This is a genomic window from Halomonas sp. SpR1, from assembly GCF_031010175.1.
Lineage (GTDB): Bacteria > Pseudomonadota > Gammaproteobacteria > Pseudomonadales > Halomonadaceae > Vreelandella.
On record NZ_JAUAMB010000021.1, the window covers coordinates 1 to 21,525 of the forward strand.

Below are 21,525 nucleotides of genomic sequence, written 5' to 3' on the forward strand. Positions count from 1 at the left end.
CCAGGGACTGATCTCGATACTGGACGCGGTAAGATGGCTCAAGCGTTCTTCATGAACCGCCGTGGTACGGAACCGTATGCCCGGTGGTGTGAGAGGACAGGGGAGGCGACTCCCCTTCCTACTCGATGGAAGGCCTGAATGCTTCAGCCTACATCGTGGGAGCCGTCGCCTTTGTGATAGGGAGTCTCTTTTTCCTGCCGGCCTTTGAGAAACACTTGGCGGCGGGTGCCTGGCTGTTCATCTTGGGTTCATTAATCTATTTGGCTGTGACAGCAAACGATTGTGTAGAAATCATCAGCCATTATCGCCGTCACCCCTCGCACGGCACAAAAACAATGCTTGAGTTTGTAATGTCGGCAGGCTACATCATCGGTAGTGTACTGTTCCTGGTAGGCAGCGCCTTGTTTTTGCCGAGTGTAGGCTGGGAGAGAGGCGGAGCCTGGTGCTTTATCATTGGCAGCATTCTGTTCACGATTGGTGCGACGGTTAACGTGACGCAAATCACACAGGCTGGAAACATAGTTGTCTTGCAACTGCTCAATGCCGTTGCCATCTCGTTTATTATCGGTTCCATTCTGTTTCTGGTCTTCTCGATTCCTTATCTCTGGCCGAGCTATCAGACGCCGCTTGCCCATACACTGCATACCTATTTGGGTGCTCAGTTCATTTTCGCCAGTATGCTGTTTCTCGCTGGGGGAATAGTCAACTTCTATAGAGCTTATAGGGCTCACCAAGACCATCAAAAAAAGGAAGACGTCAAAAACCAGTGCCTCTCCTGATTAGCCAGCATCGCTTCCGAATGCTTGTACATCATGGCTAATCGGCAGGGGAGAATAAGCATTGAGTTGTGCTGAAGGGCGATGGCGGGAACGTTGAGGTATGAGATAGGAACATCCCCGAGCACTGATGTGCACAGGGATGTCGATCAAACATTTGACGAGGGCCTGATGCGTTAGGGAGCAATCTCTAGCAACATAGATTAGCGTTGCTCATCGCTATATTCTGACCAGGCCGTATGATCAATATCCAGGTCATTGAATTTATTGGAATCAAACACCGGGCGTTTAATACCTTGAGCAAGCTGCTCGCGAAAATCTTTCAGCAGGCGTAGGCAAGTAGGCAGCAGCATCATAATGGCCACCAAGTTAACCAAGGCCAGTAGCCCCATCATCGGGTCTGAGAAGAAGAACACCGATGTTGCCCCAGGCGCGATGGCGCCTAGGAAGACGATGCCGATAATTACGACGCGTAGTACCTGAATGGCTATCGGATTTTGGGTCATCACGGCCACGGCATTCTCGCCAAGGTAGTAGTTATAGATGATCGAGCTAAATGAAAATAGCAATATCATTAAAGACAGCAGATATTGCGTCCAATCCCCCCAAATGATAGGCCAACGACTGCTGTGTCAGCACCACGCCGTCGATATCACTGGCACCAGGCTCATAAACGCCTCCTAGCAAGATCATAAACGCCGTGCATGAACAGATAAGCATGGTATCGATAAAGACTGAGAACGATTGCGTGATTCCTTGGCTAATGGGGTGACGCACATCAGCGGCAGCGGCAACGTTTGGCGCTGACCCCAGACCGGCTTCGTTAGAAAACAGCCCGCGCCGAATGCCCTGCGCAATCGCGGCCCCCATACCACCGCCTACCGCCTCCTCGAAACCAAACGCATTAGCAACAATAGTGGCGATGACGCCGGGAATTTCAGTGATGTTCATTACGATGATGAGCAGCGCCATCAGTATGTAACCCATCGCCATCACCGGCACCACCGCTTCGGAAACCTTGGCAATGCGTCGAATGCCGCCAAACACGATCAAGCCTGTTGCACCGGCCAGCAGCGTACCTGTGACATAGCGGCTGACGCCCAGGCTGCTCTCGATTGACCCCGCCACGGTATTGCCCTGAAAGGCATTAAAACCAAGGCCAAAAGCAGCCAGCAAACACACTGCATAAAAGACCGCGAGCCATTTGTACTCAGCGCCTAAGCCGTAAATAATCGAATTGGCGGGGCCACCTCTGAAGGTGCCATCGGCCTGGCGACGTTTAAAAAGCTGTGCGAGCGAAGATTCCACCAAGCTTGTGGCCATGCCCACCAAGGCAATCGCCCACATCCAGAACACCGCCCCTGGGCCGCCGAGGGTAATCGCCACAGCAACCCCCGCAATATTGCCGCCGCCCACACGCCCACCCACAGAGAGCATCAAGGCAGCGCGGGCGCTCACGCTATTCGGGTCAGACGACTCACTTTTAGCGGATAGAACGCGGAACATACGCGTGAAGAACCTGAATTGAACAAATCCGGTCATTAAGGTAATGAACAGCCCAAAGACGACCAGCAGGGGTATCAGTGCCCATCCCCAGGTTAGGTCTTCCAGTACACCAAAGAAATTTTCGATAAAAGCCATAGTCTCTTACTCCGCCTATTAGGTGAGATGTTGGTGAGATTCGGCGTCAATTCTGAAAAAGCATCGCGTATTTTTTTATATGACTAACTCGAGTGACTAGATTGAGCATATGGACATTTTTGCGAGGAAAGCAAAATTTTTTAGATTGAACAGCTACATGGGGCAGGGTAATTTTAAGGCATATATCCAAAACGATGACCATCAGCGGCTATACCGCCGCCATTGTTCTGTAGAGCGAAAGAGAGGGTTCTCAATAGCCACGCAGGGGGTCGATGGTTCCCCCCATCTCGCGGCCTGCCGTGGCGTGCAGTTCGATGCTCATGCTGGCGCCTGCTTGCGTGCCAGCACCAGCAGTAACACCAGTGCGAATGAAGCAGCGGTTAATAACGTGCTGATGGCGGCGATGGTCGGATCAATCTCGTCGCGCAGCGCGGTGAACATGCGTACGGTCAAAGGCTGGTTCTGACCACCCGAAATAAACAGCGCCACCATGGTTTCGTCCAGCGCCTGAATAAACGCAAAGATCGCGCCGGTTACCACGCTAGGCATGATCTGCGGCAGGGTGACGCTCATGAAAGCGCGGAAGCGATTCATACCCAGGCTTCTAGCCACCATCTCCTGGGTCTGGTCAAAACCGTGCAGCCCTGCCGTTACCGCGGTGATCACATAGGGGAGCGCCAACATCACGTCCGCCATGATCAGGCCTGGAATGGTGTATAACATTCCTGCCAGGGCATAGATGAAGAATACGCCGGTGGCGACGATAATAATCGGCACGATCAAGGGCAGCAGAAGCACTATCTTCAGATAGCGCATCAGCCAGTGTGTCGAGCTATTGATGGCATAGGCCGCTGCCACGCCAATCGGGGTCGCGATCAATGCCGCGGAGAATGCCACGATCAGGCTGGTTTTCGCGGCGGGCATCCAGCCCGGGTTATTGAAGAAAGTGTCATACCAGCGAAACGAGAAACTGCTGGGTGGAAAGGAGAGAAAGCGGCTGTCCGAGAACGACATGGGCACAACGATCAGCAAGGGCAGGATCAAGAAGGTCAGCACCACGACCACATAGCCAATGAAGATGATTCGGCTCAAGGATAATTTATTCATTTGGCACCCAGTATCTTCTCAAGGGGGACGAGGCGGCTCACCACATAGAAAATGACCAGCACACAAATCAGCAGCACGACACTCACGGCACTGGCGGCGCCCCAGTCGCTATACAGCTGGATGTTGCGGCTGACCAGCATTGAGGCCATGACCGTACGCCCTCCACCCACCAGCTCCGGGGTGATATAGAAGCCGAGGCACAGCACAAACACCAGCGTCATACCAGCTAACACACCGCTAAGCGAAAGCGGGAAGAACACGCGCATGAAAACGTGCAGTGGGCTGCCACCGAGACTGGCGCCAGCCTGTATTAAGTCGTGGGGAATTTTCTGCATGGTGGCGTAAAGCGGCAAAACCATGAACGGCAGCAGAATATGCACGGTGGCAATGATGGTGCCCAGCTCGTTATGCACCAACGCAAGCGGTGCATCAATAAGACCGGCGCTCATTAAGGATTCGTTAACCACCCCTGAGCGCTGTAGCAGAATCAGCCAGGCGTAGGCTCTGACCAAAACGCTGGTCCAAAACGGCAGAATCACCAGCGCCAGCACCACCATTGACCAACGCCGCGGTAATATCGAGGCGGCATAGGCGATGGGGTAGCCCATCAGCAGCGCCAGCAGGGTGACGATAAAACTGATGCGAAACGTGACCCAGAACGTATTCCAGTAGATGCCTTCGGTGAGAATCCGTTGGTAGTGTTCCAGCGTGAAACCGTCGGCATAGAAGGACTGGCCGATCAACCAACCCAGGGGAATAAGCAGCAGCACAAAAACCACCAGCACGGCGGGCGACATCAAGAGCAGCATGAGCGCATGCTCGCGCCGCCGATAGCCACGTGAAGCATCGCGGTGACTGGCGGAGGGGGAGAGGTCGTGTACAACGGTCGCTTTCAAAGGATGTCTCCTAGCAGGGAAATCGACGAGCGTTGCCGTATCTCACCAACGGGATACGGCAACGGCACCCTTATCGCTGCATGAAATCTAGCCAACGACGCTCAGCCTCGACACCATCGTCCGATGTCCACCACTCATAAGAAATCAACACTTGCTTAGCTGCATTGTCAGGCGAGCTTGGTAGTTCTCTGGTCCGCTCGTTGGAAATCTTGCCTGTATCGAAGGCGGCCGGATTGCCGGGGCCGTAGTCGATGTGTAGCGGTAGGTTCGCCTGATACTCGGGGTCGATAGCCGCATTAACGAACTCGATTGCCGTATCCAGGTTAGGCGCATCTTTTATGATGCAAAGGTGAGTGCTCTGCAGGAAGCCTTGGTTATAGGTGAAGTCAGCATTTGCGCCTTCATTCATTATTGAGCTAACTCGTCCATTCCACATCATTAGCATGTCAACTTCACCATCATGAAGCAGTTGTGCAGACTGCCCTCCTGATGTCCACCAGGTGGTGATATGCGGTTTGATTTCCTCAAGTTTTGCGTAGGCTCTATCCACATCAATCGGATAAATGTTATCGGGCTCAACACCATCGGCAAGCAATGCCGCCTCAAGTGTACCTACTGGGTAATTACGCAAGGAACGATTACCCGGGAAGTCTTCGACATTCCAGAAATCCTCCCAACTTTGTGGTGAATTGCCATTGAAGGCGGCGGGGTTATAGGCGAGGACACTAGAGTAGAACTCATAGGCCACCGAGTACGGTGTCTTGTAGTCGTCAGGCATGTTCTCAGCGTTAGGGATGCGGCTAAAGTCGAGTGGCTCGATAAGATCTTGCTCTCCCCCTTTAATGCAGTTAAAGGGGGGCGTATCGACCACGTCCCATACCGCCTGGCCGGTGGTGCCTTGGGTCTTGATCATCGGCCAGGCGTCGGGGGCGCTCTCCTGGCGAATGGTGATGCCTAGCGCTTCGGCAACTGGGTCGAGTATGGCCACCGTCTGTGCTTCCTGGTACGCCCCTCCCTGGGAGACGAAGGTAATTTCGCCGTCTGCCAAACTATCACCAGCACCGACGCTACCTACCGCAACTACCGAGAAACCAAGCAAGTATTTGAAGCAGTGAGTATCTTTCATCTTGCTATCTCCATTGAGTAAATGCACCGACGCCGGATCAGCGCCCGATGGCATCAAGGAACTGGTAATAACCGGCTACCAGTCGAATACCAACTTCACGTAAGGGGTAAAACGGCACGGCCTTGAGCCGCTCCGCCGCCAGCAGCGCGACATCAGGGCTTTCACCCATGGCGTAGTCCGCCGCCAACCGCCCGAGCAACGTTGACATGGCCACGCCGGCGCCGTTGTAACCGGCGGCGTAGCAAACACGGTCGTCGAATCTGCCCACATGAGGGAGAGCATCGAGCGTCATGCCGACATGCCCTGACCAGCGATAGGCAATGTCGATATCGGTGAGCGCTGGAAAAAGCGACACCATAGCGCTCTGCAGGGAGTCGAACGCCGCCTGAGAGTCACGCTTCCCAAACGCCCCGCGCCCTCCAAATACGATCCGTCCATCGACCTTGCGAAACCAGCGCATCATCCGGCGGGTTTCGCCATAGCTTCTTTCCTTGACCAACAGATGGTTCTTCAGCGCCTCCGGAAGGGGTTCCGTCGCAATGATCGAACTTCTAAACGGCACTAAACGAGACTTGATTGCTGCACTTACAGGGGTGATGTCCGAATAGGCATTGGTAGCCAGGATCACCTGTCGCGCCTTGATTTCGCCGCCTGGCGTCGTGATACATACACCATTATCCAATCGACGAATGCTAGTGGCGGGGGTTCGCTCGAAGACTACCTCGCCATGGCGTCGATTAATCCCTTCCGCCAGTCCGCACACATGGTCAAGCGGGTGCAAGGTGCCAACGCCAAGCCCCAGCACCCCGCCTGTAAATGCCTGCGATCCAGTCTCTTCGGCTACTTCGCCTGCGGAGAGGCAGCGTAGCGAATCATCGCCCATTTCCCGCCGCATCCACTCGGCTTCTTGGGTAATTTCTTTCAAAGCCTTGGCCGTATGGGCGCAGCGCAGGTTGCCGCAGCGCGTGAAGCGGGCACCCGCTAGGCCATACGCCTGAATCAGGGCTTCCACCTCATCTACCGCCTCATGGCAGAGCCGATGCATGGCGTTGGCAACCGACATGCCGTGTGCCTGGGCGATGCTGGGAAACGATAGCCGGAACTTGGCTGATACCACGCCGCCATTGCGCCCGCTTGCTCCCCAGCCAATAGGGTTGGCATCCACCACAATCGCTTGAACGCCCCGTTCTGCCAAGCGGTGGGCCGCGGTTAATCCCGTGTAGCCACCGCCGATAATGGCGACATCAACGGTTTTATCGCTGGAAAGCGGCGCGAAATTAGCGGTGGTACTCGCCGTGTCACGCCAAAGCGAAGCAATCGGAGATCCAGACTGCGGCCCACTCATATCACACCTTCTCTACGGCGTCGGCCAACGCCTTAAGGGTTGGAAAATGGAAGTCCGGCGTTGTGAGCTGCTTTGGCTCCGGCGTGCCGCCGAATCCCGCTTGACCCTGACGACGCTCTATCCAGCAGGTGGTGTAACCCAGCTCCTTGGCAATGCCGATATCGTGGTACTGGCTCTGGGCAACATGCAGTATTTCCGAGAACTTATAGCCGTGGGCCGTCTGACGGCCACGGTTGTAGGCGAAAAACTGTGGGTTAGGCTTGGCGACCCCGGTCTCGTCGCAGGTTACGCTATCGTCGAAGGGGTCATCGAGAGTATGCGAGTAACAAGAGAAGGCGGTGCGATCAGCATTGGTCATGGCGACCAGACGATAGTGCTTGCGCAGGCGCTTCAGTGCCACCACCGAATCCTCAAAAGCAGGCCAACGAAATACCGCCATTTGAAAGGCATCGGCCGAAGCCGCATCGGCCGGCAGCTTTAACTCTTCAGCCAACGAGCGGTAGACATCCGCCATGGCACTGCTTGAACGCCCGGGATAACGATCCCGACCGCGCTTATAGGCCTCGAAAATGGTGTTGTTGTCCAGATTCTGGGCCGCAGTCCCGCCAAGTCGCCGGATTGCTTCCAGTACACCTTTCTCGAAATCAATCAGCGTGCCCACGACATCGAATGTCAGAACTTTAAAGTTGGAAAGTTCCATGATCGGCTATGACTCCTGTTTTTTTACTTCACAGTTATATCAGGCAACGTTTGTCGCCGGAGTGGGGCATCCCGCACGAGGCACGATGATGGTGTCCTCTGGATGCAGTACCACGCTCAAGCGCTCGCCGAGCGGTGGAATCTGTAGCCTTGCGGCGTGGTGGCTGGGTTGGCGCATACTGATGGAAGTGCCGTCTTCAAGTTCGAGGAACAATCGCAGGCTATCGCCCTGGTATACCGCCTCAATGACCCGGCATGGCAGGCGATTGGCCCCTGGTTCATGACGCCCATCGTCGATCAGCAATTTTTCTGTCTGTATGGCCAGCAGCAGCTCTGCATGAGGGGCGACGGGCTTGGTCGAACGCAGCGTGTGAGTGCCGAGCCGGACACTATGCTCATCAATGCGGGTCACCGGTAGCAGGGTGGAGTCGCCGATGAAGCTGGCCACAAAGGAGTCTTTAGGGTTGTTGTGCAGCGTTTCGGGGGCGCCGATCTGTACCAGTTCACCATCCTTAAGGATCGCCACCCGGTCGCTCATGGTCAGCGCCTCACGCTGATCGTGGGTCACATACACTACGGTGGCTCCCAGCTTACGGTGTAAGCGGCGAAGTTCTATCTGCATCGTCTCGCGCAGCTGCTTGTCCAGCGCTGACAGGGGTTCGTCCATCAGGATTAGCCGCGGCTCGAACACAATCGCCCTGGCCAGGGCGACCCGCTGCCGCTGTCCGCCCGACAGCTGCGACACCCCACGATCCTGATAGCCATCCAGCTCGACCATGGACAGCGCCTGTTTCACGGGCTCCGGCCACGTTGACTTGGGTAAACGACGGGCACGCAGCGGAAAGGCGACGTTTTCGCCAACGCTCATGTGAGGAAAGAGCGCGTAACTCTGAAAGACGATGCCGATGTTGCGCTTATGCGGCGGCATGTAAGTCATATCCTGATCGCCGACCCACACCGACCCTGATGAAGGCATCACGAAACCACCCAAGGCACCCAGCAGGGTCGTTTTTCCAGAGCCTGAAGGGCCCAGCAATGATACGAACTCACCCGGCTCAATAGTTAAGGTTATGTCCTTCAGGGCTACCGTACTGCCATAACGTTTGCTGATGGAGCGTATGGCAACTCCCACACTGTCTCGCTCATCCATAGGGGTTATCGCCTTTCATTGTTGTGATGCCTATCGGTTGTCATTGAGTACAGCAGATAAGGTGTTCGCGGACAATTGCGAAATTCTTGGCTGTGGCATAACCTGAAGTCATGCCTACATTGCGCCGACAACTGCCCAGTGCCAACGCACTCTTCGTTTTTGAGTCAGCGGCCCGCTGCGGTAACTTCACCAAAGCCGCCGCCGAACTGGGGGTTACCCAGCCGGCGGTCAGCCGTATGCTGGCGCTTCTAGAAGAGTATCTGGAGGTCAAACTGTTCTTGCGTACTCCCGGCAAGACCGAGCTGACCGAGAGCGGCGAGATACTTTACCAAGGCGTGGTCGACGGCTTTCACAATATCGAGGCGGCGATTCAGGAAATTCGGGCACGCAATACCGGACTTGAAACTGTCACGCTATCGGTCTCTACCGCCTTCACCACCCACTGGCTGATGCCGCGTATGCACAAACTGCAGGCGCAGCTACCCAATATCGACCTTCGCTTTCAACTGATTTCAGGGTCGATAAGCGGCTCAGTCGAGGACGTGGATCTGGGGATTCGCTTTGTGACGGGGGAGGACATACTGCATGACGCTTCACTACTACTGCCGGAAATACTGGTACCTGTCTGCAGTCCCGCCTATCGCCAGCAGCAACTCGAATCGCCCAGCAATGACATTGCCACCACCCTGATCAGCCTGAGCGACAGCCGAATTGACTGGTTCGAGCTTCTGCCCAATTTCCATCTGCAGGCTTATGGGGCGACTCACTCGCTGATATTTTCGGACTATGCGGTAGTACTCCAGGCCGCTCTGCTCGGGCAGGGAATCGCCATCGGCTGGCTGAACATCGCCTCCCACTGGCTGGAAACCGGCTCGCTGGTACCCGCCACGCCCACTGCGATTGCCACCGAGCGGCTTTGCCACCTGGTGCACTCACGCAAAAAGCCGCTGAGTGATGCGGCCAAGCAAGTACGCGAGTGGATAATAGAAGAGACCCGCAATGACGTTGCGAATGTGGCGAGGCAGTATCCAGAGTTGAGGCTTGATGCCTATTTAAAGAATTGCTAACTCTTTCCAGACTGTGAGGGCCACTAGCTAATAACTAGCGGAGACACCATGCCGCTAGAGCTATGGCCAAGCGCGCGAGATTCTTGCTGCGCGCTTGAGTCACTGCATCATCCATGCGGGTCTATGTACGGGGTGGAGCTTCAGCCATCGGTTGAGCGTGTTAGCGTCTCCCATTCGCTAATTTCGTCGATAAGCGCCGACAATTTTCTGCGCACCAGCTCTAGCGCATCACTTCCCAGCAACAGATGTTCCGGCGGTGTGTCGCTGGCTATTGCAGCCAGCATTGCGCGCGCGGCTTTTTGAGGATCACCCAGTTGCTGACCGCTTTTCTCCTCGCGGGCGTTGCGGATTGGATCGAACTGCGCGTCGTAGTCAGGGATGGAGCGTGGCGTGCGGGACATCGAACGACCAGCCCAATCGGTGCGAAACGAGCCGGGCGCCACGGCGGTGACGTGAATGTTGAAGGGTTTAACTTCTTTGCCAAGCACCTCGGAAATACCTTCCATAGCAAATTTACTGCCACAATAATAGGCAATGCCCGGCATCGTGATGAAACCTCCCATCGACGTGATGTTGAGGATGTGGCCGCTCCGGCGTGCGCGCATGAATGGCAAGACAGCCTTTGTCACGGCGACCGCGCCGAATACATTCACATCGAACTGTCGACGCATCTCGGCTATCGGGGATTCCTCCATAATACCTTCGTGGCCGTAACCGGCATTGTTGACGAGAATGTCGATCGCTCCAACGTTCGCCTCAATCTCGGCTACGATACCATCAATGGCATCGAAGTCGGTCACATCAAGCACACGGCCCACTGCCTTCGCGGGATCGAGCTCTTCGAACGCTTGCCTGGCCCGTTCGCTGCGGACCGTGCCGGCCACGTGATGGCCGCTAGCAAGTGCTTCCTGAGCCAGCGCCTGGCCAAAGCCGCTGCTGACCCCGGTGATAAATAAGAGTTTGCTGTTAGACATTACATATAGCTCCTGTGCCTCAGTAGAAGATGCACATTACGCTGTTGCATTGCCTTATTTTAGGCTCATAATTCTTATATTATTGCCTATTCTAATAATTCCAGTTGGTATCGCATGGAAAAGACTTTTCCCTCTCCGCAGGCGGCTGAACAGCGGGACATGGTGACGTTGCTTCAGGCGCTGGCGCCGGAAGAAGGATACAACCTCACGGCCCTGCCTGATGTACGCATCCTGCGTTCGGATCGCCCCTTGTCGCGTACCCCCGTTCTATACGACCCTGGTATCGTGATAGTTTGCCAGGGACGAAAGCGGGGTTATTTCGGCGATCAGGTTTATCTTTACGATGAGCAGCACTATTTGGCAGTTGCGGTGCCGGTGCCCTTCACGATGGAAACTGAGGCGACCCCAGAAAACCCACTGTTAGCCATTTACATGCATCTAGACTTCCAGCTCGCAGCGGAACTGATGACCCAGATCGACCACCATCAGGCCCTCGCCCAGGAAAGCGCGGCCCAGAGTCTAATGTCCAGCCCCATGGATGCTGCTTTGCGGGTGTCCGTGACACGTTTTCTCGAAACAATGAGTCAGCCGCTTGAGGCGAAGATTCTCGGCCCCGCGCTGGTGAGAGAACTGTATTTTCGTGTGCTCACCGGTGCGCAGGGCAATGCCATGCGTGCAGCGCTGGCAATGCAGGGGCAGTTCGGGAAAATCAGCAAGGCGTTACGCCACATCCACGCGACCTACGCTCAGCCGCTTAACCTGACGCAACTGGCCAGCGAGGCCGGTATGAGCGTTCCGACGTTCCTTAATCACTTCAAAGCCATTACGCACACCTCACCAATGCAGTACGTTAAATCCACGCGACTGCATCAAGCGCGACTGCTGATGGTTCGCCAGGGCATGACGGCAGAGGCCGCCTGCCATGCTGTCGGCTACCAGAGCCCTTCGCAATTCAATCGGGAGTTCAAACGGCTTTTCGGCTTGACGCCAGCTTCCGAAACGAAGCGGATGCGGGAGAACTTCGCGTTGCCGCCAGCTTTTGCCAGTTCGGACTACGTGTCGTCACATTGAGAGGGAAGACTTGATCCGCTACGGCCAGCCGATATCGACGATATTCGCGCTATGCGTAAACGTTTAGGATAATAGTGCCGCGCCAGACGCTCCGTTTTAACCTAACTGCCACTTAGTGAGAACCACCTGATGCACTACCGCACCATGACCATCAACGACTATGACGCCGCCATTGCCCTGTGGAGCGAAAGTGAAGGCGTGCGGCTGCGCGATGCTGATTCACGGAAAGGCATTGAGAAATACCTGCTGCGAAACCCCGGCCTAAGCTTTGTAGCAGAAGGAGAAAGAGAAGGGGAACTGGTGGGAACGATCATGGCGGGCCACGATGGCAAGCGCGGCTATGTTCAGCACTTGTCGGTGGCGGACTCACATCGTCGAAGGGGCATAGCAACAGAGCTGGTAAACCTTTGCCTGGATGCGCTTAAAAACGAAGGGATACTAAAATCACACCTGATGATTCTTCCCGAGAACAAAGCCGCCCAGAAGTTCTGGGCAAGCCAGGGTTGGGCTTACCGATCCGATATTCTGCTCTATTCGTTTGTTAATGGGGATAATTTAAATATCTAGGCCAGGACTGTCATGTCCTTGTCGACTCCCTATCCTTATTTGTACTATTGAAGTTCTTTCCACGCTAAGCAGAGGTAGTTGCCCAATGAGCCATTGATGCCTGCCGTTGTTATGACGGCCAGTCTCCATTAGCCCCTGACTCAGGGGGAGTACTCGGCATCTCTGGAATCAACTATGACCACTACCCATCTCACCTTAAAGGGTGTCTCCTACGTTTTGCTGAATGGCAGAACGCTTTTCACCGACCTTCATGTGCAGTTCGATGCACGCCCAACCGGGCTGGTGGGCCGCAATGGGGCCGGCAAAACAGTCTTAGCCAAAATTATCGCGGGCTTGTTGCAACCCACCAGCGGCCATTGTCAGCGCCCCGACAATGTGCACTACCTTACCCAGCAAGTGGGTCAACTGAAGGAAGCTTCTGTTGCTGATCTCGCAAATGTGCGAACAACCCTGGATGCACTGGCGCGCATCGAAGCTGGTAGCACGGCACCAGAGGATTTTGAGGCAGTCGATAACCGCTGGGATATGCCCCAGTGCTTCCGCCATGAACTTGATCGCAATGGCTTGGGCTATCTTGAAGCCACTACCCCGGTCAGCACTCTGAGCGGAGGGGAAGCCATGCGGATTGCCCTAATGGGCGCCATGTTCTCGGATGCCGAATTCCTGATTCTTGATGAGCCAAGCAACCATCTTGACCGGCCCAACCGACAGGCGCTCATCGAACAGTTAAGCCGTTGGCCGCGTGGGCTGATCGTGGTCAGCCATGACCGGCAATTGCTTGAGTCCATGGAGCGCATTGTGGAACTTTCCCCTCTGGGGCTGCATAGCTACGGTGGTAACTACACTTTCTATGCCGAAGCGAAAGCCCACGAACAGCAAACTGCGATTGACCAACTCAATCAACATAAGCTGGAGCGCCAACGCCAGGAACGGGAGATGCGTAAGCAGCGTGAACGTCAGGAGAAACGACAGGCCCGTGGTAACCGGCAGGGCAAGGAAGCCAATCAGGCCAAGGTAATACTGGATGGACAGAAAGAGCGCAGCGAAAACTCCACCGGCGCGTTGCACCAAAAGCAGGCAGCCAGCCGTGATCAACTTAACCAGCGCGTGCGGGATGCCGCAAAGGAAGTTGAAGACGAAGCGCACATCACCCTGCATAAGATACCGATTAATCAGGTAGACAAGCGCTGTTTGGTTGAATTAGAAAGGGTAGAGCTACCATTCGTCATGGGAGCTACTCGCCGCATTAGCCTAATGCTGAGAGGGCCGCAGCGCATCGGCATCGTTGGCCCCAACGGCTGTGGTAAATCCACACTGCTTCGCGTGCTAGCGGGCCAGATCGAACCATTATCCGGAACCTGCAAGGTAACCCCAGAAAAGGCTTATCTCGACCAGCGGCTGGAGAGTCTTGAGCCGGGAAAAAGCGTGCTCGAACAACTTCAGTTGGCTAACCGCTCAATGACAGAAGGTGAACTGCGCATGCTGCTGGCCCAGCTAGGCCTGGACGCGCAGAAGATCACCACGCCCAGTGGACTGCTTAGCGGCGGTGAACGCCTGAAAGGGGCGCTGGCCTGCATCCTCTATGCCGATTCGCCCCCGCAATTGCTGCTGCTCGACGAGCCAAATAACCACCTCGACCTGCCATCCGCGCAGGCCCTGGAAGCCATGTTGCGCAGTTACCAGGGTGCGTTACTGGTGGTATCCCACGACGACGCCTTCCTGGAAAACCTGGCGCTAACAGACCGCCTGCTGGCAACCGAGCAGGGTTGGCACTTGGAGCCGGTTTGATGAAGATTCATGGTCAGAAAATGGCCTAGACCGAAGGGCTATTATAGGGAGGGTGGTTATACCGGAAAGCCGTGATGACTCCCATCAGGAAGTTCTATATCTACACGGACTCGGCCGCCCAAAGCTTCAACATAGCGCTTGAGTGAACTCAGCCGCATATCCTGGCCAACCTTCTCAAGCCCTGCGATGGTGGGTTGTTTTACGCCCATTGCATCAGCTATGTCAGCTTGAGTTTTCTCCGCAAGCAGGCGAATTTCGGCAAGCCTGATCTCGAATAACATATCATTGGCTTTCGCCTCAGCTGCTGCAACGACCTCAGGCTTTTCTCTTGCTAACAAGTCTTCCAGTTTACGTGCCATGGTTATCACCTCACTTTAGTGGTTCCAGGTGAGCCGTATACTCTTTATCGGCGATTGGAATCATCTCATTATAGAAGCGCTTGTCATTTCCACCTTTATCGCCTGCGCATAGCAAGATGCCAGTACGACGCGGGTCAAACGCAAAAAATACCCGGATTGGACGCCCAAAGGACTGAACGCGCAGTTCCTTCATGTTGGGATACTGTGAGCCGTTTACAGTGTCAGCGTGTGGCCTTGAAAGCATCGGGCCTCGTTCACGAAGAAGAAGCACAGAAGCCAGAACATTTTCACGTTCAACCTCTTCGAGTGAGAAGAACCAATCTTCAAATGTGTCTGTTTGTTCTATAGACCACGTGGAGACCTCTTTGTTTATAGGTTTTATCCTATATAGGCTATAACCTATTATCAAGTGTTTTCTCAATCTAGAAGAGGCCGCTGCAGTCGAGCAAATTTACGCAAAATTCGCTACATTCTCTACGCCGATTCGCCCCCGCAACTACTGCTACTCGACGAGCTACATAACCACCTCAACCTATCATCCGCACAGGCACTGGAAACCTTATTGCGCAGTTACCAAGGCGCTTTACTGGTGGTATCCCATGACGATACCTTTCTGGAAAACTTGGCGCTAACAGACCGCCTACTGGCAACCGAGCAAGGCTGGTAACTGGAGCCTGTTTCATGAGATCTCTGGCTTTATTAACCTCCAATAAGCGGTGGTTGGTGTAGCATAAAACTCGAATAGGCTTGGCACAGTATCCGAATCAATAGGCAGTACCGTCTTTGTTTTAGGTGGACAGATGCTGGGCCTGACGAGATCGAATTAGTCGATTATCACTAAGAAGGAGACTAAAAGGAGAAAGCTATGATCCGTGTACCCACACATCGCGAGCCGACACATCCCGGCGGAATGTTGCTGGAAGAGTTTTTGCAGCCCATGAAAATTACCCAGCGTGAGTTGGCCGCTGCTATCCACGTTCCTTATCAGCGGATCAATGAGATGGTAAATAAAAAGCGGGGTGTTACGCCCAGTACAGCACTAAGGCTGGCACGATTTTTTGATGTTTCAGCAGATTTTTGGCTGAATTTACAGATGCGCCGGGATCTCTTCAAAGCAGAGCAGTTAGAGCATGAGGAGCTCTCTAGTATCCAGCATTGGCAGAAGATGGCGTAGCCCTAAGCATCATGGCAGGGGGAAGCCGTGATGACTCCCATTGCAACAGCTACCTCAGCTATATGATGAACACTTACCTCCTGAAAGGCCGCCAATGACTGATTTAATAATCTTGCGAGATTTTCTGGTTCTTTGCGAGACCAAAAGTTTCAGTCGTACGGCGGAGCACCGACATGTATCGGTGTCAGGGTTGAGTCGCCGTATTCAAGGGCTTGAAGAGTGGGCAGGCACCGCGCTGTTTGAGCGGCGTAAAGGGACGTTAGTGCTGACGGAGGCAGGCCACAGACTGCAAACGGTAGCCTCGCAAGCACTTAGCTCTTTAGATTGCTTTCGGCGCTCCGTTGCTGACGATATTAATGATCAGAAACAGCGGATACGTTTTTGCTCACCACACATTATGGCGACGATGTTCTTTCCCCAGTGGTTGCCGCGCATACAGGAGCAGTTCACACAGGCTAAATTTAGTATTGAATCGAATACGCTACCTGAGTGCCTGACCGCGCTCAATCAGGGCGATACCGACTACATAACGGCGCTATTCGATTGCGAACAGCTTATTGCAAAGCGCTTGGGAATAGCGAGTGATAGCTACGCATCTGTTGAGCTAGATACCGAGTATCTCATCCCTGTTAGCGCGCCAAATGTTGCCGGTCAACCGCTGTTTAATTTACATGTGACAAATAGCATCCCACTCTCATTTTTGAATTACTCACCAGAGTGTCACTTAGAGTGGTCGCTGAGTGCCATGCTCGCACAGCAAGACTTAAATTTGCAGCAACACCATGATGCTGGCCTCGCTGACAGCTTGCGCCATATGACGTTATCAAAATTGGGTGTTGCGTGGCTTCCCTATTCGCTCGTGCGAGAAGATCTCGCTGCTAAGCGGCTAGTTCGAGCAGGAGGTACCGTTTTCGATGTGCCATTAAAAATTATCCTGCTGAGACGAACCACGCCCTTACCAACAGAAGCCCAGCGGCTATGGGACCGTCTTGTGGAAATGAAGGATTTGAGAGCGTTTCCTGAGCTTGTTTGATTAATATTCCCCCATAGTTCAAATGGATAGTTTAAGTGGAAAGGCAAAACCCTGGTAAAGCGTTATGCCTTCTTTCGACGAATCTTTGCAGCACAACCGGGGGCTGTTCAAAAAACGTTTATGGGAACTACTATAATCAGCCCTATAGCACCCGTCTGGCCTTTGGTGGCCAGCCAGGGCGTTATTAAAGAGCGTCTAAGCGGGCCAGTAGGTCAATGCGGCGTTCTTCAGTAACAAACGCTTCTTCAATCGCATTACGTGTGAGCTGACGAAATACCGCTTCGCCCCAACCAAAAGCCTCAGCACAGGCAAAATGATTAGCTAGCATTCCGCCGCCAAAATACGCCGGATCATCAGAACTAATTGTGACCTTGAGCCCTTCTGCCAAAAGCTGAGGCAATGGGTGATCGCGCAGGTTCTCGACCACGTTAAGACTGACATTGGAAAGCGGGCAAACTGTCAACACAACTTGTTCTCGACACAAGCGCTCAACTAACGCGGTGTTTTCCAAGCAGCGCACGCCATGGTCAATCCTTGTTACTTCCAATTGATCTAGTGCCTCTTGTATGTAGCTTGCAGACCCTTCCTCACCAGCATGTGCCACGCGCATAAATCCCAATTCCTTAGCGCGCTGATAAACATCTACAAACTTTATCGGTGGATTATCAATTTCTGCGCTATCAAGGCCAACGGCGTCTATCATTTTCCAGTACGGTGCAGCCTGCTCCAGCACATGTAGCGCTTCATCTGCAGGACGGTCGCGCAGAAAAGCCATGATCATGCCGATGGAAAGGTCGAGGGTTTCCTCAGCTTCCTGCTTGGCTCTTAAAAGCCCGCTCATGACCTCTTCTAACGGTAAGCCGCGCTGAAGGTGCGCCTGAGGATCGAAGTGCATATCGATATGCACAACTCCTTCCCCCCGTGCCCGCTTAAAGTAATCCATTGCTAGGTCGTAAAAGTCGTCTTCGTTACGAAGCACACTCATACCTTGAAAGTAGAGGTTTAAAAACCCCTGAAGATTACTAAATTGGTAAGCATCTTTCGCTTCTTGTACCGTGCTATAGGGGAGCTTAATGCCATTGCGTTGTGCCAAAGTAAACATTAACTCTGGCTCAAGTGATCCTTCAATGTGTAAATGCAGTTCCACTTTAGGTAGTTGCTGTAGAAAATTATGCATAGTCCCTCCTTTTAATATAAAAAAGTTGCATTTTTTATTTCTTCATAGCGTTTCAAAAAATCACTTTCATCTTCTCTCCAACCTCTTTCAGAAATCATATCGGAAGAAAAGGGATAAGGATCTCCATTCAGTTTTTTTACCCAGCTATAATCATTGAGCAAAGCCATGCTCTCTGTAATTAACATCCTGTCATCGATTTCTAAAACCTCTTTGCTTAACACCGGGGGAAGGTTGAAAGCGGGAGCGATGGCGTTTCTATATATATTGGCCTCCAGCTGTACATATTCCGCCAGTAATTTTTTTGTAGGCCTTGAAATGTCTGAAATATAAGCTTCAGTTGCATCATGAAGAAGCGCTTCCATCTGCCTTTCAGGAGATGCCATCAATGAGCAATTAATGCTATGGCGGGCGACAGAGAGTGGGAATTTTGAATGTCCAGAAAACCTGTTAGTTAAAGATAAGGCATGCGCAATATCCTCAATATCTATCATGGAGGGAGAGGGAGATCCTGGGAAAAATTTGATGGATTTATAGGTTATAATATATAGCATTAAATAATCTCTATCTTTTTTAATTGACAAGAGAGTAATTGTTTCAGAAAAACTGTCGATTTTTTTATTAAGCATTGTGCTAAAGTGTATGCATAAGCCAATTAAATTAAAAAAATAGGACAGGTTTCTGTTGTCTGAAGGGCAGATAAAATTCTGCTGTACTATGGTATTTCAGTGCATTGGTTAAGGGCGCTATAAAAATAAGCAGATATAGGTTGGAAAACGCTATTAAAATAGAGTTTGATAGGGCTGAAAAATATGTTGTATATAGCATGATGCCTCCTCTCTAGTGTACAGAGTAGGCTGTCAGCGGTAGTTGGTCGTTTGCGAAGAACAAAAAGATTAAGTTAATCCTTAATCCCGCACAAAAAAAACCTGACTAGAAAATGCCTGACAGCACTTTCGTAATCAGGAGTTTACGGTTCCTGGTAGACACCCCCGACCCATATTGTCGGGGTTATACGAAAAACTTACGTGTTTTTAGGCTACAACGACTTTTTTTATTTTGCAAGATTTTTTTTGGCTGACTTTAGAAGCGAAAAAAATCATCTCTTCTTGGAGTTAAATTCCCATATTTTCAAGGCCTTAAGTAGTTAATCTGGATGGTGAATTACAATAATTGGCACTGACTTGAATATTTAACTTTTCAGCATTGACTGATGGCATAGCCCTCTGAAGAAGGGGGCTCATGGGGAAATCACCTATTACGCTGCCAAGCATAATCAGCGCCCAGAGTTGCAGCGTTGGCAATGTTTTCGTCTTTTTTTAGCCTGTAGTGCAACCTAGCAAGAAAATTCGCGGTGCTTGCTGATTTGGCAACAGGCGTTGCGATATCGTCGTGGCGTGACATCCATAAATGGCTAATGCTAGGGAAAGGTCCAATTTACAGAGTCTCCCTATGACGACGATGCTGCCGATGGCTTCTGTGCAAACCTACCGCTGGATCATTCTGCTGATAGCCACCCTTGCCCAAGCAGCGGCGTGTTTCTTCGTTCAAGGTATTGGCGCCTTAAGCGTTTATATACAAGCAGATATGGGGCTCTCTGCATTTCAGATTGGGGCGCTGGTCTCGGCGGCTCAACTGGTGCCTTTGATCGGGCTGTTGGTTGCCGGGGAGTTGCTGGACAGGTTCAGTGAGCGTTTGGTGGTGGGGGGAGGCACTCTCGTAGTCGGTATCGCGCTGTGCGCTGCCGTTCTGGCTGATAGCTACTGGGCCATGCTGCTGTTTTTGGTTATCGTAGGGGCGGGCTACAGCACCGCCCAACCCGGCGGTAGTAAATCGGTAGCCGCTTGGTTTGATAAATCCCAGCGCGGTTTTGCCATGGGTATTCGTCAGGCGGGCTTGCCGCTGGGCGGGGCGCTGGCGGCGATCATCCTGCCAACCGTCGCGATTACCTGGGGGTGGCGCGCCTCTTTTCTAGTGGGTGGACTGATAGCGATTTTTGGCGCGTTGGTCTTTATGCTTTTTTACCGTGCACCTGCTGGTGTGGTACCTGTCGCAAGAGCCTCTGAAGGCAGCCTAACAAACGTCGTCTTGTCGCGACTGGCGATGATTCACGAACCGGCTATGAAGCAGATTATGGCGTCCGGTATAAGTTTGATCTCGGTTCAGTACGGCATTTTGATTTTTACCGTGCTCTATCTGCACAGCCGTTTGCAGATAGAGGTACTGCAGGCCGCGACGTTGCTATTTGTGGCCCAGGGGGCTGGGGTTGCCGGGCGTATTTTGCTGGCGGCCTGGAGCGATCGCTGTCGGTCGCGCTATTTCCCGGTAATGGTGTGCATGGTGGCGGTGATCGTCGGGCTGCTGGTATTGGTTTGGCTACCGCTAAACTCGACGTTCATGCTGGGCTGCTTGATGGCCTGGCTAGGTTTTTTTGGTTTCGGCTGGTACGGCCCTTGGGTGGCTTATGTGGCAGAGTCGGCACCCGCCAATAAAACTGGTTTTGTGCTGGGCCTGGCCATGGCGATTAACCAACTGGCAATCGTATCGGTACCGCCACTGCTTGGCTGGATGCTGGATGTAACGGGCAGCTTTATGCTCGGTTGGAGCCTGCTGATTGCCATGACACTGCTGGGATTATTAATGACCCTCCAACGGCAAGGAGACGTTAATGAAAGCCATCGTGTTTGACGTGTTCGGTACTATTGTCGATTGGCGTTCCAGTTTGATTAATCAGTTCGGGAAGCTTGAGAAAGAGTTAGGGCTTGAGTTACCAAGTGACGGGTTGGCTGTTTGGTGGCGTCAACATTATGTGCCTTAAGCATTTGAATCTGATGGTTAGCCAAAATGACGATACGAGCATTCCGAGACAGCGATTTTGAGGCCTGCTACAACCAAGCATTAAAAACCAAGCATTAGCTTCATAGGAGATAGCATGGTACCTATCGAAACCTTGATGACGTATACCGTCGCATGCATTTTAATCATTCTTGTGCCGGGGCCTGACAATATTCTTGCCGTTAGTCGAGGGCTTAGTCAGGGTCGTCTAGCGGCTTGTATCTCTAGTGCCGGGGCTGGTCTTGGCCTGATGGTGCATGTTTTAGTCGCTTTCCTGGGTTTGGCGGTTCTCATTCAAACCTCGGCAGTAGCGTTTAGTGTGGTTAAATTCGCTGGGGCTGGATATTTGATTTGGCTAGGGATCAAAGCCTTGCGCTCAAGAGAGTTGATTGCTTTCACGTCTCAGAGCCACTTGTCCCATCGGGCAGTGTTTCTCACCGGCTTTTTAACCAATGTACTCAATCCTAAGCCAGCGCTGTTTGTTTTGGCCTTTGTTCCTCAGTTTGTATCTCCCCTGCATGGAGCAGTCGAGCTACAAACGTTCTTGCTAGGCACATGGTTTGCGTTGCTAGCATTCGCGGTTTTTACAGTGTTAGGTACCTTTTCATCCTTATTTGCGAGATGGCTAGAAAGCCACCCGCGCGCTATTTTTGGTTTGAACATTGGTGCTGGCATTACGTTTATCGCCGCGGGTTTATCTGTCTTGTTGCTTGGTCGGGCGGAGAGAAGCTGATAAAGCCTCA

Annotated in this window: 23 protein-coding genes and 1 riboswitch; of the genes, 10 read left to right on the top strand and 13 right to left on the bottom strand. The window is 52.8% G+C overall.

All coding sequences use genetic code 11. The annotated features are described in order from the left end of the window. The first annotated feature begins 125 nt into the window (after positions 1–125). Positions 126–779 carry a YrhK family protein gene (locus QT231_RS14890; protein ID WP_308337635.1) on the top strand — a complete coding sequence of 218 codons (654 nt, stop codon included), beginning with the start codon at positions 126–128 and terminating at the stop codon, positions 777–779. A 200-nt stretch (positions 780–979) separates the two neighbouring features. Here QT231_RS14890 and QT231_RS14895 read toward each other — a convergent pair whose 3' ends face one another. From QT231_RS14895 to QT231_RS14930, 8 genes are all read right to left on the bottom strand, one after another. Next, a complete protein-coding gene (locus QT231_RS14895; RefSeq protein WP_308337636.1) occupies positions 980–1,351 on the bottom strand; it encodes an alanine:cation symporter family protein in 372 nt (123 codons plus the stop codon). Continuing rightward, complete coding sequence (locus tag QT231_RS14900) at positions 1,329–2,417, bottom strand: alanine/glycine:cation symporter family protein (protein WP_308337637.1); 1,089 nt, start codon at positions 2,415–2,417, stop codon at positions 1,329–1,331. The genes QT231_RS14895 and QT231_RS14900 overlap by 23 nt, the downstream gene beginning before the upstream one ends. A 318-nt stretch (positions 2,418–2,735) precedes the next feature. Further along, positions 2,736–3,524 carry an ABC transporter permease gene (locus tag QT231_RS14905; RefSeq protein ID WP_308337638.1) on the bottom strand — a complete coding sequence of 263 codons (789 nt, stop codon included), beginning with the start codon at positions 3,522–3,524 and terminating at the stop codon, positions 2,736–2,738. Beyond that, positions 3,521–4,420 carry an ABC transporter permease gene (locus QT231_RS14910; protein ID WP_308337639.1) on the bottom strand — a complete coding sequence of 300 codons (900 nt, stop codon included), beginning with the start codon at positions 4,418–4,420 and terminating at the stop codon, positions 3,521–3,523. The genes QT231_RS14905 and QT231_RS14910 overlap by 4 nt, the downstream gene beginning before the upstream one ends. A gap of 70 nt (positions 4,421–4,490) precedes the next feature. Beyond that, positions 4,491–5,546 carry an ABC transporter substrate-binding protein gene (locus QT231_RS14915; RefSeq protein WP_308337640.1) on the bottom strand — a complete coding sequence of 352 codons (1,056 nt, stop codon included), beginning with the start codon at positions 5,544–5,546 and terminating at the stop codon, positions 4,491–4,493. A gap of 37 nt (positions 5,547–5,583) precedes the next feature. Further along, entirely contained in the window at positions 5,584–6,891 is a 1,308-nt protein-coding gene (locus QT231_RS14920) for an FAD-binding oxidoreductase (RefSeq protein WP_308337641.1), read from the bottom strand. A 1-nt stretch (position 6,892) separates the two neighbouring features. Beyond that, a complete protein-coding gene (locus tag QT231_RS14925; RefSeq protein ID WP_308337642.1) occupies positions 6,893–7,591 on the bottom strand; it encodes an HAD-IA family hydrolase in 699 nt (232 codons plus the stop codon). Positions 7,592–7,630: 39 nt separating this feature from the next. Further along, positions 7,631–8,740: an ABC transporter ATP-binding protein gene (locus QT231_RS14930; protein ID WP_308337643.1), complete on the bottom strand. Its 1,110-nt coding sequence runs from the start codon at positions 8,738–8,740 to the stop codon at positions 7,631–7,633. Positions 8,741–8,850: 110 nt separating this feature from the next. On the opposite strand from QT231_RS14930, the gene QT231_RS14935 reads away from it, so the two are divergent. Then, a complete protein-coding gene (locus QT231_RS14935; protein WP_308337644.1) occupies positions 8,851–9,807 on the top strand; it encodes a LysR substrate-binding domain-containing protein in 957 nt (318 codons plus the stop codon). A 140-nt stretch (positions 9,808–9,947) separates the two neighbouring features. On the opposite strand, the gene QT231_RS14940 is transcribed toward QT231_RS14935, so the two are convergent. Further along, complete coding sequence (locus QT231_RS14940) at positions 9,948–10,781, bottom strand: oxidoreductase (RefSeq protein ID WP_308337645.1); 834 nt, start codon at positions 10,779–10,781, stop codon at positions 9,948–9,950. Positions 10,782–10,895: 114 nt separating this feature from the next. Here QT231_RS14940 and QT231_RS14945 point away from each other — a divergent pair, with 114 nt between their 5' ends. From QT231_RS14945 to QT231_RS14955, 3 genes are all read left to right on the top strand, one after another. Next, positions 10,896–11,852 (top strand): AraC family transcriptional regulator, encoded by a 957-nt coding sequence (locus tag QT231_RS14945; protein WP_308337646.1) that lies wholly within the window; start codon positions 10,896–10,898, stop codon positions 11,850–11,852. A 129-nt stretch (positions 11,853–11,981) separates the two neighbouring features. Beyond that, positions 11,982–12,419, top strand: a complete 438-nt coding sequence (locus tag QT231_RS14950; RefSeq protein ID WP_308321033.1) for a GNAT family N-acetyltransferase — start codon at positions 11,982–11,984, stop codon at positions 12,417–12,419. 174 nt (positions 12,420–12,593) lie between these two features. Next, positions 12,594–14,207: an ABC-F family ATP-binding cassette domain-containing protein gene (locus tag QT231_RS14955; RefSeq protein WP_308337647.1), complete on the top strand. Its 1,614-nt coding sequence runs from the start codon at positions 12,594–12,596 to the stop codon at positions 14,205–14,207. Between the two features lie 56 nt (positions 14,208–14,263). On the opposite strand, the gene QT231_RS14960 is transcribed toward QT231_RS14955, so the two are convergent. Then, complete coding sequence (locus QT231_RS14960) at positions 14,264–14,566, bottom strand: helix-turn-helix transcriptional regulator (protein ID WP_308337648.1); 303 nt, start codon at positions 14,564–14,566, stop codon at positions 14,264–14,266. 10 nt (positions 14,567–14,576) lie between these two features. Next, positions 14,577–14,987 (bottom strand): type II toxin-antitoxin system RelE/ParE family toxin, encoded by a 411-nt coding sequence (locus QT231_RS14965; protein WP_374694402.1) that lies wholly within the window; start codon positions 14,985–14,987, stop codon positions 14,577–14,579. Positions 14,988–15,431: 444 nt separating this feature from the next. On the opposite strand from QT231_RS14965, the gene QT231_RS14970 reads away from it, so the two are divergent. Together QT231_RS14970 and QT231_RS14975 are read left to right on the top strand one after the other, a co-directional pair. Beyond that, entirely contained in the window at positions 15,432–15,740 is a 309-nt protein-coding gene (locus tag QT231_RS14970; RefSeq protein ID WP_308337649.1) for a HigA family addiction module antitoxin, read from the top strand. A gap of 94 nt (positions 15,741–15,834) precedes the next feature. Continuing rightward, positions 15,835–16,773: a LysR family transcriptional regulator gene (locus QT231_RS14975; protein WP_308337650.1), complete on the top strand. Its 939-nt coding sequence runs from the start codon at positions 15,835–15,837 to the stop codon at positions 16,771–16,773. Positions 16,774–16,957: 184 nt separating this feature from the next. Here the strand turns inward: QT231_RS14975 and QT231_RS14980 are convergent, their stop codons facing one another. Further along, a complete protein-coding gene (locus QT231_RS14980; protein WP_308337651.1) occupies positions 16,958–17,950 on the bottom strand; it encodes an adenosine deaminase in 993 nt (330 codons plus the stop codon). An 11-nt stretch (positions 17,951–17,961) separates the two neighbouring features. Then, positions 17,962–18,576: a hypothetical protein gene (locus QT231_RS14985; RefSeq protein ID WP_308337652.1), complete on the bottom strand. Its 615-nt coding sequence runs from the start codon at positions 18,574–18,576 to the stop codon at positions 17,962–17,964. A gap of 310 nt (positions 18,577–18,886) precedes the next feature. Then, a riboswitch (purine riboswitch) is annotated at positions 18,887–18,986 on the bottom strand. Positions 18,987–19,399: 413 nt separating this feature from the next. Between QT231_RS14985 and QT231_RS14990 the strand changes: the two genes are divergently transcribed. From QT231_RS14990 to QT231_RS15000, 3 genes are all read left to right on the top strand, one after another. Further along, positions 19,400–20,635 carry an MFS transporter gene (locus tag QT231_RS14990; RefSeq protein ID WP_308337653.1) on the top strand — a complete coding sequence of 412 codons (1,236 nt, stop codon included), beginning with the start codon at positions 19,400–19,402 and terminating at the stop codon, positions 20,633–20,635. Beyond that, positions 20,616–20,765, top strand: coding sequence for a hypothetical protein (locus tag QT231_RS14995; RefSeq protein WP_308337654.1), 150 nt, complete (start codon positions 20,616–20,618; stop codon positions 20,763–20,765). Before QT231_RS14990 ends, QT231_RS14995 begins: the two co-directional genes overlap by 20 nt. 114 nt (positions 20,766–20,879) lie before the next feature. Then, positions 20,880–21,515 carry a LysE family translocator gene (locus QT231_RS15000; protein ID WP_308337655.1) on the top strand — a complete coding sequence of 212 codons (636 nt, stop codon included), beginning with the start codon at positions 20,880–20,882 and terminating at the stop codon, positions 21,513–21,515. Positions 21,516–21,525: the final 10 nt, after the last annotated feature.

Bases quoted from the DNA above. Each gene is read 5' to 3' on its own strand.
- QT231_RS14900 (WP_308337637.1), bottom strand. From the start codon at position 2,417: ATGGCTTTTATCGAAAATTTCTTTGGTGTACTGGAAGACCTAACCTGG.
- QT231_RS14920 (WP_308337641.1), bottom strand. From the start codon at position 6,891: ATGAGTGGGCCGCAGTCTGGATCTCCGATTGCTTCGCTTTGGCGTGAC.
- QT231_RS14895 (WP_308337636.1), bottom strand. From the start codon at position 1,351: ATGATATTGCTATTTTCATTTAGCTCGATCATCTATAACTACTACCTT.
- QT231_RS14985 (WP_308337652.1), bottom strand. From the start codon at position 18,576: ATGCTTAATAAAAAAATCGACAGTTTTTCTGAAACAATTACTCTCTTG.
- QT231_RS14975 (WP_308337650.1), top strand. From the start codon at position 15,835: ATGACTGATTTAATAATCTTGCGAGATTTTCTGGTTCTTTGCGAGACC.
- QT231_RS14955 (WP_308337647.1), top strand. From the start codon at position 12,594: ATGACCACTACCCATCTCACCTTAAAGGGTGTCTCCTACGTTTTGCTG.
- QT231_RS14960 (WP_308337648.1), bottom strand. From the start codon at position 14,566: ATGGCACGTAAACTGGAAGACTTGTTAGCAAGAGAAAAGCCTGAGGTC.
- QT231_RS14980 (WP_308337651.1), bottom strand. From the start codon at position 17,950: ATGCATAATTTTCTACAGCAACTACCTAAAGTGGAACTGCATTTACAC.
- QT231_RS14970 (WP_308337649.1), top strand. From the start codon at position 15,432: ATGATCCGTGTACCCACACATCGCGAGCCGACACATCCCGGCGGAATG.
- QT231_RS14930 (WP_308337643.1), bottom strand. From the start codon at position 8,740: ATGGATGAGCGAGACAGTGTGGGAGTTGCCATACGCTCCATCAGCAAA.
- QT231_RS14990 (WP_308337653.1), top strand. From the start codon at position 19,400: ATGACGACGATGCTGCCGATGGCTTCTGTGCAAACCTACCGCTGGATC.
- QT231_RS14890 (WP_308337635.1), top strand. From the start codon at position 126: ATGGAAGGCCTGAATGCTTCAGCCTACATCGTGGGAGCCGTCGCCTTT.
- QT231_RS14995 (WP_308337654.1), top strand. From the start codon at position 20,616: ATGAAAGCCATCGTGTTTGACGTGTTCGGTACTATTGTCGATTGGCGT.
- QT231_RS14945 (WP_308337646.1), top strand. From the start codon at position 10,896: ATGGAAAAGACTTTTCCCTCTCCGCAGGCGGCTGAACAGCGGGACATG.
- QT231_RS14935 (WP_308337644.1), top strand. From the start codon at position 8,851: ATGCCTACATTGCGCCGACAACTGCCCAGTGCCAACGCACTCTTCGTT.
- QT231_RS14950 (WP_308321033.1), top strand. From the start codon at position 11,982: ATGCACTACCGCACCATGACCATCAACGACTATGACGCCGCCATTGCC.
- QT231_RS14915 (WP_308337640.1), bottom strand. From the start codon at position 5,546: ATGAAAGATACTCACTGCTTCAAATACTTGCTTGGTTTCTCGGTAGTT.
- QT231_RS14940 (WP_308337645.1), bottom strand. From the start codon at position 10,781: ATGTCTAACAGCAAACTCTTATTTATCACCGGGGTCAGCAGCGGCTTT.
- QT231_RS15000 (WP_308337655.1), top strand. From the start codon at position 20,880: ATGGTACCTATCGAAACCTTGATGACGTATACCGTCGCATGCATTTTA.
- QT231_RS14925 (WP_308337642.1), bottom strand. From the start codon at position 7,591: ATGGAACTTTCCAACTTTAAAGTTCTGACATTCGATGTCGTGGGCACG.
- QT231_RS14905 (WP_308337638.1), bottom strand. From the start codon at position 3,524: ATGAATAAATTATCCTTGAGCCGAATCATCTTCATTGGCTATGTGGTC.